The 12,870-nt window shown below is 72.8% G+C and carries 14 protein-coding genes; 8 read left to right on the top strand and 6 right to left on the bottom strand.

All coding sequences use genetic code 11. From position 1 onward, the window contains the following. The first annotated feature begins 115 nt into the window (after window positions 1-115). The 4 genes from AB0I10_RS19960 (at window position 116) to AB0I10_RS19945 (ending at window position 2,926) form a co-directional block, all read left to right on the top strand. Entirely contained in the window at window positions 116-724 is a 609-nt protein-coding gene (locus AB0I10_RS19960) for a TetR/AcrR family transcriptional regulator (protein WP_363153834.1), read from the top strand. Window positions 725-810: 86 nt separating this feature from the next. Continuing rightward, window positions 811-1,209, top strand: a complete 399-nt coding sequence (locus AB0I10_RS19955) for a cupin domain-containing protein (protein ID WP_363153833.1) — start codon at window positions 811-813, stop codon at window positions 1,207-1,209. A gap of 125 nt (window positions 1,210-1,334) precedes the next feature. Further along, window positions 1,335-1,922, top strand: coding sequence for a DUF4865 family protein (locus AB0I10_RS19950; protein WP_363153832.1), 588 nt, complete (start codon window positions 1,335-1,337; stop codon window positions 1,920-1,922). A 77-nt stretch (window positions 1,923-1,999) separates the two neighbouring features. Continuing rightward, on the top strand, window positions 2,000-2,926 hold the full coding sequence (locus tag AB0I10_RS19945; protein WP_363153906.1) for a phosphotriesterase: 927 nt from the start codon (window positions 2,000-2,002) through the stop codon (window positions 2,924-2,926). A gap of 313 nt (window positions 2,927-3,239) precedes the next feature. Here the strand turns inward: AB0I10_RS19945 and AB0I10_RS19940 are convergent, their stop codons facing one another. Together AB0I10_RS19940 and AB0I10_RS19935 are read right to left on the bottom strand one after the other, a co-directional pair. Then, the gene (locus AB0I10_RS19940; RefSeq protein WP_363153831.1) at window positions 3,240-3,623 is read right to left on the bottom strand and encodes a PPOX class F420-dependent oxidoreductase; all 384 of its coding nucleotides are present in this window, start codon (window positions 3,621-3,623) and stop codon (window positions 3,240-3,242) included. Window positions 3,624-3,766: 143 nt separating this feature from the next. Continuing rightward, window positions 3,767-4,987: an ROK family protein gene (locus tag AB0I10_RS19935; protein ID WP_363153830.1), complete on the bottom strand. Its 1,221-nt coding sequence runs from the start codon at window positions 4,985-4,987 to the stop codon at window positions 3,767-3,769. 17 nt (window positions 4,988-5,004) lie between these two features. On the opposite strand from AB0I10_RS19935, the gene AB0I10_RS19930 reads away from it, so the two are divergent. From AB0I10_RS19930 to AB0I10_RS19920, 3 genes are all read left to right on the top strand, one after another. After that, the gene (locus AB0I10_RS19930) at window positions 5,005-6,276 is read left to right on the top strand and encodes an MFS transporter (RefSeq protein WP_363153829.1); all 1,272 of its coding nucleotides are present in this window, start codon (window positions 5,005-5,007) and stop codon (window positions 6,274-6,276) included. Between the two features lie 159 nt (window positions 6,277-6,435). Then, on the top strand, window positions 6,436-7,206 hold the full coding sequence (locus AB0I10_RS19925; protein ID WP_363153828.1) for a maleylpyruvate isomerase family mycothiol-dependent enzyme: 771 nt from the start codon (window positions 6,436-6,438) through the stop codon (window positions 7,204-7,206). A gap of 180 nt (window positions 7,207-7,386) precedes the next feature. Beyond that, window positions 7,387-7,674, top strand: a complete 288-nt coding sequence (locus tag AB0I10_RS19920) for a DUF6332 family protein (RefSeq protein ID WP_363153827.1) — start codon at window positions 7,387-7,389, stop codon at window positions 7,672-7,674. On the opposite strand, the gene AB0I10_RS19915 is transcribed toward AB0I10_RS19920, so the two are convergent. Genes AB0I10_RS19915 through AB0I10_RS19900 form a run of 4 tightly spaced genes read right to left on the bottom strand, consistent with a single transcriptional unit; the run spans window position 7,635 to window position 11,118 of the window. After that, entirely contained in the window at window positions 7,635-8,300 is a 666-nt protein-coding gene (locus tag AB0I10_RS19915) for a response regulator transcription factor (RefSeq protein WP_363153826.1), read from the bottom strand. The genes AB0I10_RS19920 and AB0I10_RS19915 overlap by 40 nt on opposite strands. After that, a complete protein-coding gene (locus tag AB0I10_RS19910) occupies window positions 8,297-9,640 on the bottom strand; it encodes a sensor histidine kinase (RefSeq protein WP_363153825.1) in 1,344 nt (447 codons plus the stop codon). Before AB0I10_RS19910 ends, AB0I10_RS19915 begins: the two co-directional genes overlap by 4 nt. A gap of 10 nt (window positions 9,641-9,650) precedes the next feature. Further along, window positions 9,651-9,857 carry a hypothetical protein gene (locus tag AB0I10_RS19905; protein ID WP_363153824.1) on the bottom strand — a complete coding sequence of 69 codons (207 nt, stop codon included), beginning with the start codon at window positions 9,855-9,857 and terminating at the stop codon, window positions 9,651-9,653. Window positions 9,858-9,891: 34 nt separating this feature from the next. After that, the gene (locus AB0I10_RS19900) at window positions 9,892-11,118 is read right to left on the bottom strand and encodes a geranylgeranyl reductase family protein (RefSeq protein WP_363153823.1); all 1,227 of its coding nucleotides are present in this window, start codon (window positions 11,116-11,118) and stop codon (window positions 9,892-9,894) included. A 177-nt stretch (window positions 11,119-11,295) separates the two neighbouring features. On the opposite strand from AB0I10_RS19900, the gene AB0I10_RS19895 reads away from it, so the two are divergent. Continuing rightward, a complete protein-coding gene (locus tag AB0I10_RS19895; RefSeq protein WP_363153822.1) occupies window positions 11,296-12,651 on the top strand; it encodes a dipeptidase in 1,356 nt (451 codons plus the stop codon). Window positions 12,652-12,870 lie beyond the last annotated feature (219 nt).

Below are 12,870 nucleotides of genomic sequence, written 5' to 3'. Positions count from 1 at the left end.
TTCCCCACCCGCGCCAGCCGCCCGTTCCAGATCTCCGTGCTCCCTGTTCCAGATCTCCACGCTCCCCGTTCTTGATCTCCGTGAGCCACTCGCCTTGATCTCTGTAACTACTGGTATGTACAGTGCGATCATGAGCACTCAGGAACGACTCGTCCAGAGCACCCAGGAGCTCCTGTGGGAGCGGGGATACGTCGGCACCAGCCCCAAGGCGATCCTGGAGCGCGCGGGCGTCGGCCAGGGCAGCATGTACCACCACTTCACGGGCAAGTCCGATCTCGCGCTGGCAGCGATCCGGCGCACCGCGGAGGGCATGAAGGAGACCGCGGAGACCTGTCTGGGCGGCCCGGGGACGTCGTACGAACGGGTCGCGGCCTATCTCCTGCGCGAGCGGCGGGTGCTGCGCGGCTGCCCGATCGGCCGGATGACGCAGGACCGCGATGTCGTGCAGAACCGGGAGCTGCGGCAGCCGCTGGACGAGATGTTCGACTGGCTCCAGGGCCGGATCACCGAGGTGCTCGCCGAGGGGCAGCGGCGCGGCGAGCTGGCCGCGGGCCTGGATCCGGCGGCCATCGCCGCGACCGTCGCCGCGGTCGTCCAGGGCGGCTATGTGCTCGCACGGGCGGCCGATGACACCGCGCCGTTCGACGCGGCGGTACGGGGGGCGTTGTCGCTGCTCGCGGCCCAGGTCACGCCGGGCGCGTCCGCCCAGCCCGCCGCCGGCTGACGCCATTTGGTCGCCGCCGACTGACCGTCACCTGACCACAGGCGGTGCCCCGAAGTCACCGCGCAATCCAAGGAGTTCACTTCCGCATGCAGATCACCCGAGAGCGCCCGGCTAGCCAGGTGGGCCTTGCGGCGTATTTCACCGGCACCGTGTGGCTCGACGAGATCGCCGCGCCACCCGCGCCCTCCCGTCTGCGGATGTTCAGCGTCCATTTCGCGCCCGGCGCGCACACTGCCTGGCATACGCATCCGCACGGCCAGATCCTGCATGTCACCGAGGGCGCCGGACTGGTGCAGCGCGCGGGCGGCCCCGTGGAGCCGATCCGCGCCGGGGACACGGTCTGGATCGCGCCGGGCGAGCGGCACTGGCACGGCGCGGCGCCGGACACGTTCATGACCCACCTGGCGACGGTTGAGGCCGCCGACGACGGCACCACGGCCGAATGGGCGGATCTGGTCGGCCCGGAGGAGTACCCGGGCACGTAACGGCTCCTCGCCAGTCGCCCTGCCTGTCCCCGTCCCTCCCCGCCTCCCCCCGGCTCTCGCTATCTCTGGCCATCTCTCCCTGCTCTCCCTGCCCCTCTCCGTCTCTCCATGCCTGGAGCCCATCCATGCACGCCATGCAGTACGCGATCACCCTGCCCGCCGACTACGACATGGAGATCATCCGGCACCGTGTGCAGTCCAAGGGTCATCTCCTGGACGACTTCGAGGGGCTCGGCCTGAAGGCGTACGGAATCCGCGAGCGCGGGGTCGACGGCTCGCCCGTCAACCAGTACGCGCCGTTCTACCTCTGGGCCGACCCGGAGGCCATGAACCGCTTTCTCACGGGCGACGGATTCCGGGGCGTGATCCGCGACTTCGGGCGGCCGGTCGTCCAGCACTGGCAAGGGCTGTTCCACCGGCCGGGCCCGGCTTCCGGCGGCGCCCCCCGGGCCTTCTCCCGGCGGACCGAGACGCTCCCCGAGAGCGCCGATCCGGCCACCGTCATCGCGCAAGCGCTCGCCGCACACGAGGAGCTGGCCACGACGGACGGTGTGCACTCCACCGCGCTGGCCCTCGACCCTCGGCACTGGGAACTCGTCCATTTCACGCTCTGGGCCGACGCCGTCCCCGAGCCCGCCGCGGGTGACCGCTATCAGGTGCTGCATCTGTCCGCGCCGGGAGCCGACCGGCTCGGGGCGGGGCGGCAGTGGTGAGCCGGGAGGCCCACCCGTCATCCGCCGCCGCGCCGGAGCGAGTCGCTTCGCGACGGGGTGACACGCCCGGCCGGGCCATCCGTACCGTCCTCGGCGATATCGCCCCCGCCGAGCTGGGCGTCTGCGACGCACACGACCATCTCTTCCTCCGCAGCCCCCAACTGCCGGGCCAGGAGCTCGACGAGGCCGGGCCCGCGGCGGCCGAGCTGGGCGCGTTCCGGGCGGCCGGCGGCGCGACGGTGGTCCAGTGGACGCCGTACGGCATGGGCCGCGGCGCCGCCGAACTGCCGTGGCTGGCAAGGGAGTCGGGGGTAGGGATCGTCGCCGCGACCGGGCTGCACCAGGCGGCGCACTACGCTCCCGAGGTCCTGGAGCGGGTGCGCGCGGATCTTGCCGGGCTGTTCGTGGCCGAGCTGACCGAGGGCATCGGCGGCACCGGCCCGCGAGCCGGGATGATCAAGGTGGCGGGGGGTTTCCACGGTCTGGACGGGCATGCCCGGCACACCATGGCCGCGGCCGCCGAGGCCCACCACGCCACCGGCGCCGTCATCGGCGTCCACCTGGAGCTGGGTACCGGGGCGCTGGACGTACTCGACCTGCTCTGCGGCGAGCTGGCGGTCCCGCCGGACCAGGTGATCCTGGGCCACCTCAACCGTTCGCCGGACCTGACCGTGCACCGGCTGGCCGCCGAGGCGGGCGCGTATCTGGCCTTCGACGGGCCCTCCCGTGCCCATCACGCCACGGACTGGCGGCTGCCCGACGCACTGGCCGCGCTCGCCGACGCGGGCTACGGGGACCGGATCCTGCTCGGCGGCGACACCACCACGGCCGGTGCGCGATCGGTGAACGGCGGCCCCGGGATGCCGTATCTGCTGCGCCGCCACCGGCCTCGGCTCGAACTCTCCCTGGGCGAGGATCTGGTGACGCGCTTTCTGACCGCCAACCCGGCGCGCGCGTTCGCCGCCGAATGGAGACGGACGGCTGACGGCAAGGCGGACGGCTGACGACTGGCGGCGGACGGCGGACGGCGTCTAGTGAACTGAGCTAGCAGTTCCTTTGTCGATTTCGCCCTACGGGACGACCAGTAAGCGGCCCAGCTGTGCACGGCTCTCCGGCAGCCGGTGCACCTCGCTGGTCTCGGAACTTCTGGCCCAGGTCACTCGCCCAGGTCACTCGCCCAGGTCACTCGGGGCATCTTGCCGAGCACGTTGTGAGCCACGGGAATACGCCCACCGCCCCCTGCGTTGTGGCCCCGCAGGGGGCTCTTGCATCCCCTACGGGATCTGTTCGCCCACGCCCCAGGGTGCGGCCAGCCGTTCACAGGGTGACGGAGATCCCCACATGCGGCCGCCTGCCTCGTCGGAGAAGCGCACCGCCGGTGTCCATCAGCCGGAACCGCAGCCCGTATTTGCCCGCCATCGCCTTACGGACGCGGCCGAGTCCGGCGGCGCCCTCCAGCAGGCGGGCGGTGCCCTCGGCGGTCTGCGCGTCCTCGGCGATCCGGCCGCGCACATCGCACGGGGTGACCGTCACCCGGGTGTCCTTGCGCAGCCGCTTCACCTTCCAGCTGTCGTCCCGCGTCCACACCAGCAGTTCCTCCCCTTCGGCCACCGCCCATACGGGGGTGGCCACCGGGGTGCCGTTCTTGCGGTAGGTGACCAGGCTGACGTAGGGGCTGCGGGCGATCGCGTCGGGAATCATGCGCCGCAGCCTAGGCCGTGGCCGTAGCCCGGCGACGTGCCCGTACCCGGCGTGTGCCACGCGCCCGTCACCGGTCGACCAGGGCCCGTCCGATGGGTCAGGCGCGGCCCCGGCCCTGACCCATCGGACAAGCCCTAGGTCCGCTACCGCTCGACGACGACCAGCGGATCGTCCAGCACCGGCTGCCAGGCCAGTTCCGCCGCGCCGACCAGGCTGTTGTGGTCGAGACTGCACGGCAGAATCGGCACGCCGCCGCTGCGCCCCCAGAGGCTGCGGTCGGCGACCACCGCCCGCAGCCGCTCCGGGTCGGCCTCCAAGAGTGCTCGGTGCAGGCCGCCGAGGATGATGCGGTCGGGGTTGAGGATGTTGACGAGACCTGCGATGCCGAGCCCGAGCCGGTCGATGAGGAGGTCGGCGGCGCCGCGTACGCCCGGGTCGGCGTACTCGTCCCGGAGCAGGTCGGCGGCCTGCTGGAGCAGGGAGACCTCAGGGCCCGGCGCGCGGCCCGCGGCGCTGAGGAAGGCGAGCGGGTCCGCCTCGACGTCCAGGCAGCCACGGCTGCCGCAGTGGCAGGGCGCGCCCTCGGGGTTCACCGTCAGATGGCCGACCTCCAGGGCCAGGCCCGAACTACCGCTGTGCAACCGGCCGTCGAGCACCAGCGCCCCGCCGACACCTCGGTGACCGGAGGCCACACAGAGCAGGTCGCGGGCGCCCCGGCCGGCACCGTGCCGGTGTTCGGCGAGCGCCATGAGGTTGACATCGTTGCCCGTGAAGCCGATCTCCTCGGTCACCCCGGGGATGCCGGCGTCGGCGAGCGCGCGCAGGAAGAGGGCGCGTACCGGTGCGCCTGAAGGCCAGGCGAGGTGCAGCGGGTTGAGGGCCTCGCCGTCCGGTTCGGCGACGGCGGAGGGCACCGCGAGGCCGGCGCCGAGGCAGCGCCGGCCGGTCTCGCGCAGCAGGGCGGAGCCGGCCTCGACGGCGTCGGCGAGGACATGCGTCGGGTCCGCGGGGATGGTGCCGCTGCCGGTCGCGGTCGCCACGATGCGGCCGCCGAGGCCGACCAGGGCGACGCGGAACCCGTCCGCGTGGATCTGTGCGGCGAGCACGACGGGGCCGCTCTCATCGACGAACAGCCGGTGGGAGGGGCGCCCTTGGGAGCCGGCGGAGGCGGTCGGCCGGGAGTCGACGGTGATCAGGCCGAGCGCTTCGAGCTCGGCGGCCACCGCCCCGGCGGTCGCGCGGGTCACGCCGAGTTCCGAGGTGAGGACGGCGCGGGTGGGTGCGCGTCCGGTGTGTACGAGCTCCAGTGCGGGTCCGAGGGCACCACGGCCCCGCTCCAGCCTGGTTGTCCGAGTCTGGGTCACGCCCCTATTCTGACTTTGTGCCGACACTAAACAAAATGCGGACGGCCCTTTCGGGGGCCGTGAGCCGAAAGACGCGCCCCTGGCCCCTGGATTCCACCGACCCGCACCTTGTCCGTCTGCGCATCGCCATCACAGCATTCTTCGCCATGGACGGCTTCCTCTTCGCCGGATGGGTCGTCCGTATCCCCGCCATCAAGGCGCAGACCGGCGCCGGTGCGGGCACGCTCGGGCTCGCGCTGCTCGGCGTGTCGGCGGGCGCGGTCGCCTTCATGATCGTCACCGGACGGCTGTGCCGGAGGTTCGGCACCCATCCCGTCACGGTCGCCTCCGGCGCCGCCCTCTCACTGAGCATCCTGCTGCCGCCGCTCACCCACTCGGCGACCGCACTGGGCCTGGTCCTGCTGGTCTTCGGCGCCGCGTACGGCTCGCTCAACGTCGCCATGAACAGCGCCGCCGTGGATCTGATCGGCGCGCTGCGGCGCCCGGTGATGTCCAGCTTCCATGCCGCCTTCAGCCTCGGCGGGATGCTCGGCGCAGGGCTGGGCGGGCTGATCGCGGGCAGTCTCTCCCCCACCGTCCATCTGCTGTTGCTCGCTGCGATCGGCCTGCTGGTGACGGCCGTCGCGGGACGCTCACTGCGCGCGCAGCCGACGCCGGTGGCCGCCGAGCGGCTGCCCGCTTCCGGGGGCCGCGGCGAGGAGACGCAGTCCGGACCGCGGACCGGAGGGGTGGGCCGCTCGCGCCGTCCCGGCCGCCTGGTTCTCGTGTTCGGGCTGATCGCGCTCTGCACCGCGTACGGCGAAGGCGCGATGGCCGATTGGGGCGCGCTGCACCTCACCCAGGACCTGGCCGCCGGTCCCGGGGCGGCCGCCGCCGGGTACGCGGTGTTCGCGCTGGCGATGACCGCCGGACGGCTGTCCGGAACCGCCGTCGTACAGCGCTTCGGACCGGCCCGGGCGCTGATCGCGGGCGGTACGACGGCGACGGCCGGCATGCTGCTCGGCGCCCTCGCACCGACCGTCTGGGCGGCCTGCGCCGGCTTCGCGGTGGCCGGCCTCGGCCTCGCCAACATCTTCCCCATCGCCATCGCACGGGCCGGCGAGACCGGCGGCCCCGACGGAGTCGCCGCGGCATCCACGATCGGATACGGCGGCATGCTCCTCGGCCCGCCCGCCATCGGCTTCCTCGCCGAGGCGTTCACCCTGCCCGCCGCCCTGACGACGGTCGCACTGCTCGCCGCGGTCGCGGTGGTCATCGCGTATGCGACACGTGGGGCGCACCGGAGCTGACGCACTTGGACCCGCGTCGCTGCACCCGGCCCGCGTCGCCCAGGACGGCCGTGGCCGGGATCGTCGATGCGCTGCTGTTGGAGCCGATGTACCGGAGCGCTCCGCGTCCGCCCGGCCCGCTTCGGTCCGTTGTCAGTGGTGGCTGCCACACTCGAAGGCATGGAGATCACTGAGTTCGTCGAAACGCTGCGACTGGACGGGGCGTTGCTCGCCGACGCCGCGGAGGAAGCCGGGCCCGATGCCCGGATTCCGGCCTGCCCGGACTGGCAGATGCGTGATCTGGTCACCCACATAGGACGAGTCCACCGCTGGGCGACGGAGGTGGTGATCGAGGGAGTCGAGCAGCCCAGCCGTCCCCCGGCCGCTCCGGAGCTGACCGACGAGGAGTTGGTGCCCTGGCTCCGGGACGCCCATCACCGCCTCGTGGTGGCGCTGCACTCGGCCCCGCAGGACCTGACCGCCTGGACGTTCCTGCCCGCATCCTCCCCGCTGGCTTTCTGGGCGCGACGCCAGGCCCATGAGACGTCGGTGCACCGCGTGGACGCACAGCAGGCCGCCGGTGCCTCGCTCACCCCTCTGCCGTCCGCCTTCGCCGCCGACGGCATCGACGAGCTCCTGACGGACATCCACGCCCTGGAGCGCAGCCGCCTCCGTACGGACCGACCTCGGACGCTACGAGTGCGCGCGACGGACACACCCGGCGCGGACTGGACGGTGCACCTCTCCGACGCGCCGCCGCGCGCTGTGCGTACGACCGCCCCGGCGGCCGGCGCCGACCTGCAAGTGCCCGGTGCAGCGGTGGACTGCACGATCGAAGGCCCGGCCGAAGAGCTGTATCTCGCGCTGTGGAACCGCCTGCCGTGGGACTCGGTGAAGATCAGCGGCGATGACACGCTGCCCGAGCTGTGGCGGGAGCGGTCCGGCATCTGAGCACGGGGCTCGGGTACGGGAGGGCAGGCGGGCGGGGGAGGTTGCAGGCCGGGACACATCGCAGACGGCGACAGGTCGCACCACGCGATACCCCTGCCCCTGCCCCGCGCCATCCGGGCTCCCTGGTTCCCCGCCCGCCAACTCCTATGGCAATCGGCCGGCACCTGGCAGACTCGCTCCATGTCACCTACCCGTACTCAGGACGAGCGGGACGCGATCACGGTCGAGATCGTGTTCGCACTGGTCAGCGCCGCGTTCGTGGGCGGCATCGTGATTCTCGGGCTGGGTAGCCCGGTCCTGTGGGCCGGGCTGCCGTGGTCCTGGGAAGGCCCGTGGCTGGCGGTGAGCGGCTTCTTCGGGCTGACGGCGTTCGTCGTCCGGCTGTTGTGGGTGCTGCGGTGGCATCGCCGGCCGGGCCTGCCGGGGCGTCAGCCCAGCCAGCCGGGGCGGACCAACCCCGACTCGTAGGCCAGCACGACCAGTTGTGCGCGGTCGCGCGCGCCCAGTTTCACCATCGTGCGGCTGACGTGCGTCTTGGCGGTCAGCGGGCTGACGACCAGCCGGCGGGCGATCTCCTCGTTGGAGAGCCCGATGCCGACCAGCGCCATCACCTCGCGCTCCCGCTCGGTCAGTTCGGACAGCGCGTCGGCCGCGGCCGGCTCCTTGGAGCGGGCCGCGAACTCAGCGATCAGCCGACGGGTGACGCCCGGCGAGAGCAGCGCGTCGCCGTCGACGACCGCGCGCACGGCCCGTAGCAGCTCCTCCGGTTCGGTGTCCTTGACGAGGAAGCCGGAGGCACCGGAGCGGATCGCCTCGAAGACGTACTCGTCCAGCTCGAAGGTGGTCAGCATGACGACCTTGACGCCGGACAACTGCGGGTCCTCGGTGATCCGGCGGGTGGCGACCAGGCCGTCCGTCACCGGCATCCGGATGTCCATCAGGACGACGTCCGGACGGTGCGCGCGAACCGCGGTCAGCGCCTCCTGCCCGTCGGCGGCCTCGCCGACCACCTCGATGTCGGGCTGAGCATCCAGCAGCACCTTGAAACCGGCCCGGACCAGCAGCTGGTCGTCGGCGAGCAGTACCCGGATCACGACTCCTCCTCGGTGGCGGTCGGGGTCACCGTATCGGCACCCGCCGACCGGTCATGATCTTCCACCCCGACCTGATCTTCCACCCCGGCCTGGCCTTCCACGCCGGCCTGCCCTTCCGCCCCGGCCAGCGGGATGCGTGCTGACACCCGGAAGCCGCCGTCGTCGCGCGGGCCTGCCTCCACAGTGCCGCCGAGCGCCGCGGCCCGCTCCCGCATCCCCACCAGGCCGTTGCCGCCGCCGGTCGGTTCCCCCGTGCCGGAGGTCGCCGGACCGTCGTCGTCGATCCGGATCTCCAGGGACCCGGGGGCGTAGGCGAGCAGGACGCGCGCGGTGCGCGAGCCGGAGTGGCGGACGATGTTGGTGAGTGCTTCCTGGACGATCCGGAAGGCGGCGAGGTCGGCGCCGGGCGGCAGGGCGGTGCGGGCGCCCTCGGTGGTGACGTCCACCGTGAGGCCCGCGCCCTTGGCCTGGTCGGTGAGTTCGGGCAGCCGGTCCAGGCCAGGGGCCGGAGAGCGCGGGGCGTCGCCGCGGGTGCGGAGCGTGTCGAGGACCTGCCGGACCTCGCCGAGCGCTTCCTTGCTCGCGGCCTTGATGGTCGTCAGCGCGGTCCGCGCCTGCTCGGGGTCGCTGTCCAGCAGGGCCAGGCCCACGCCCGCCTGAACGTTGATGACGGAGATGCTGTGCGCGAGGACGTCGTGCAGTTCGCGGGCGATCCGCAGCCGCTCCTCGTCGGCCCTGCGCCGTTCGGCGGCGGCCCGTTCGGCGCGGACCTTGGCGAGCTGTTCGCGGCGCACCCGCACCAGCTCCGAGACGGCCACCACGGCCACCACCACGGCGGTGACGAACAGCTCCTGCCCCCAGGGGGCGCCCTTGTACGGCGGCAGCCAGCGGTAGAGCCAGTGGGCGACGAGGATATGGCTGGCCCACAGTCCGCCGATCGCGCACCAGGCGACCGTGCGGTACCCGGCGACGATCGCGGCGAAGGTACCGAGCGCGATGGTGAGGAAGATCGGCCCGTACGGATAGCCGGCCGCGAAGTAGACGGCGGCGGAGGCGGCGGTGCCGATGGCGACGGTCCGCGGGTAGCGGTGCCGGAAGAGCAACTGGGCCGCGCCGACGAACAGCAGGGCGCGTGCGAAGGTGTCGAGCGGGACGCTGTCCAGCTGCTCCCGTGCGGCGAAGTTGGAGCCGGCCATGACGAAGACCGTCACCGCGAGCGTCGAGAGCCAGGGCAGCCGGGTGCCCGCCCGGCTCTTCGGTTCCGCACCGGCGGACGGCAACCTCCGCGCCCGGACGGGGCCGAGGCAGCGCCGCGCCCACGGCGGCCGTGCGTTCTCCATGCCCGTAACGCTAGACCGCGGTGGCGCCGCGCGGCGTCAGCCCTGCGCAGTGATCAGCGGTACTCCCGCGGGAGTAGCCGACGGACGGAAAAGGGGGACCTGGGGCCGACAACACCCTGCCCGGCAGCTCCACTCCCGGCTCCACGGCGCGCCGCAGCGCATCGCCCGCCACCGCGTCGGGCAGCGGCTCCGCCGGCCCCAGGTCCCCGCTGGTCATCCCCTGACCCCGCCGGCAGTCCCGGTCCCGTCGGTCATCCCCGGTCGAACGCCTCCAGCGCCCGGCGCGCCACCGAGTGCGTACGCACGATCTCGCCCAGCGTCGTCGTACCGCGGGTGATCTTCGCGAAGGCGTGCCAGGCGGGCCGGAAGCCGGTGACCGCGGCATGCACCAGACCGGGCCGCCGGGAGAAGACACTCAGCATCCGCCGCCCCACGCCCATTTCCACGCCGAGGCCCGCCTTGATGGCGAAGGCGTAGTTCAGGGCCTGGCGCCGCGCGTCCACCGCGTCATGCGCCTCGGCGACGCGGACCGCCCACTCCCCCGCGAGCCGCCCGGACCGCAGCGCGAACGAGATGCCCTCCCGCGTCCACGGCTCCAGCAGCCCCGCCGCGTCGCCGCACACCAGCACCCGGCCACGCGACAGCGGCGAGTCATCGGCGCGGCAGCGCGTCAGATGCCCCGACGAGACACTGGGCTCGAAGCCCGCGAGGCCCAGCCGCCCGATGAAGTCCTCCAGATAGCGCTTGGTGGCCGCGCCTTCGCCGCGCGCGGAGATGACGCCGACGGTGAGGGTGTCCCCCTTCGGGAAGACCCAGCCGTAGCTGCCGGGCATCGGGCCCCAGTCGAGGAGCACCCGGCCCGCCCAGTCCTCGGCGACCGTCGCGGGCACCGGGATCTCCGACTCCAGTCCGAGGTCGACCTGGTCGAGCTTGACGCCGACATGCGCGCCTATCCGGCCGGAGCTGCCGTCCGCGCCCACCACCGCGCGCGCCAGCACCACTTCGCCGTCGCCCAGCACCACGGCGACGGTCCGCCGGTCCGGGACCTCGGTGCCGTGCTGTTCCACGCGCGAGACCGTGACGCCCGTACGGACCGTCGCGCCCGCGTCCTTGGCCGACTCGACCAGCCCGGCGTCGAACTCGGGGCGGTTGATCAGCCCGAAGAGCATGTTCTTGGAGCGGCGGGTGCGGGTCAGCCGGCCGTTCAGCGTGAACGTCACGGCATGTACGCGGTCGCGCAGCGGGAGTTCGAAGCCGGGCGGGAGGGCGTCCCGCGAGGGGCCGATGATGCCGCCGCCGCAGGTTTTGTACCGCGGCAGTTCCGCTTTCTCCAGGAGCAGGACCCGGCGTCCCGTGCACGCCGCGGCATGTGCGGCGGAGGCGCCGGCGGGCCCGGCGCCCACCACCACGACGTCCCACACCGGCCGGTGGTCCTCGGCTGCCTGCTGGTTGTCCTCGGCTGCCCGCTCGCTGCTCACCTGTGCGTCTGCTCCTGTTCGATGGCTGGCTGCGCGTCCCGCCCGCATCCTACGGGCCGCTGTCGGGCGGACCGCCTGTGGGAAGATCGGGGACACTCATCCCGTACGTCCGGCCCGTCCGGCTCACGAGGACGGACGGCCCTACGTACTTAACGCCGCGCCCACAAGGAGCGTTCCATGTCTGATAGCCCGCTCGCGCATACCGTCGCCGCGCTGCAGTCCCGTGCCAGGACCGAGCTGGCCGAGCTGGTGGCCTTCAAGTCGGTGGCGGACCCGGCGCAGTTCCCCAAGAGCGAGTGTGAGGCGGCCGCGAATTGGATTGTCGGTGCGCTGCGGGCCGAGGGCTTTGAGGACGTCGCGCTGCTGGACACCCCGGACGGCACCCAGTCCGTGTACGGCTTTCTGCCCGGTCCTGAGGGCGCGCCGACGGTCCTGCTGTACGCGCACTACGACGTGCAGCCGCCGCTGGACGAGGCCGCCTGGGACTCGCCGCCGTTCGAGCTGACCGAGCGCGACGGCCGCTGGTACGGCCGCGGTGCCGCCGACTGCAAGGGCGGCCTGATCATGCATCTGACGGCGCTGCGGGCGCTGAAGGAGCACGGCGGTGTCCCGGTCAACGTCAAGGTGATCGTGGAGGGTTCGGAGGAGCAGGGCACCGGCGGCCTGGAGCGGTACGCCGAGGCGCATCCCGCACTGCTGGCCGCCGACACCATCGTCATCGGTGACGCCGGCAACTTCCGGGTGGGGCTGCCGACGGTGACCGCGACGCTGCGCGGGATGACGCTGGTGCGGGTGCAGGTGGACGCGCTGGAGGGCAATCTGCACTCCGGCCTGTTCGGTGGCGCGGCGCCCGATGCGCTGGCGGCGCTGATCCGGATTCTGGACTCGCTGCGCGCCGAGGACGGTTCGACGACCGTGAACGGGCTGGCTGCGGACGCGACCTGGGAGGGTCTGCAGTACCCGGAGGAGGACTTCCGCAAGGACGCCAAGGTCCTGGACGGCGTCGGGCTGCTCGGCAGCGGCTCGATCGCGGACCGGATCTGGGCGCGCCCGGCCGTCACCGTGCTCGGCATCGACTGCCCGCCGGTGGTCGGCGCCACTCCGTCCGTGCACGCGGGCGCGCGGGCGCTGGTGAGTCTGCGGGTGCCGCCGGGCACCGACGCCGTCGAGGCGACGAAGCTGCTGGCCGCCCATCTGGAGGGCGCCGCTCCGTGGGGCGCGCGGGTCGCGGTCGAGCAGATCGGCCAGGGCCAGGCGTTCCGTGCGGACACCAGCAGCCCGGCGTATGCGTCGATGGCGTCCGCGATGCGTGAGGCGTACGACGGTGCCGAGATGCAGACGGCCGGCATGGGCGGGTCCATCCCGCTGTGCAACACACTGGCCGGGCTCTACCCGGACACGGAGATCCTGCTGATCGGGCTGAGCGAGCCCGAGGCGAAGATCCATGCGGTCAACGAGAGCGTTTCGCCGCAGGAGCTGGAGCGGCTTTCGCTCGCCGAGGCGCTGTTCCTGCAGCGGTATTCGCTGCGCTGAGCTTGGCCGGCTTGGTTGCGCGCCGTTTTCGGCCGTCCCGCCGTGGTGGTGTCTCGCCGTTGCGCCTGCGGCGGGCCGGTCCGCTGCGCTTTGCCCAGGCCGTTTTTGGTTGTCCCGCTGTGGTGGTTGCTCGCCGTTGCGCCTGCGGCGGGCGTGGTTTTGTCGGGTGCGGTGACAGCCCTCCGGACTCCGTCCTGCGGGCTGTCCCCTCCCGTGGGT

The sequence above is a fragment of the Streptomyces sp. NPDC050636 genome, assembly GCF_040654775.1.
In the GTDB taxonomy this organism is placed as follows: Bacteria; Actinomycetota; Actinomycetes; order Streptomycetales; family Streptomycetaceae; genus Streptomyces.
Note: the sequence above shows the minus strand (reverse complement) of the source record. Positions and strands in the feature narration are given on the sequence as shown.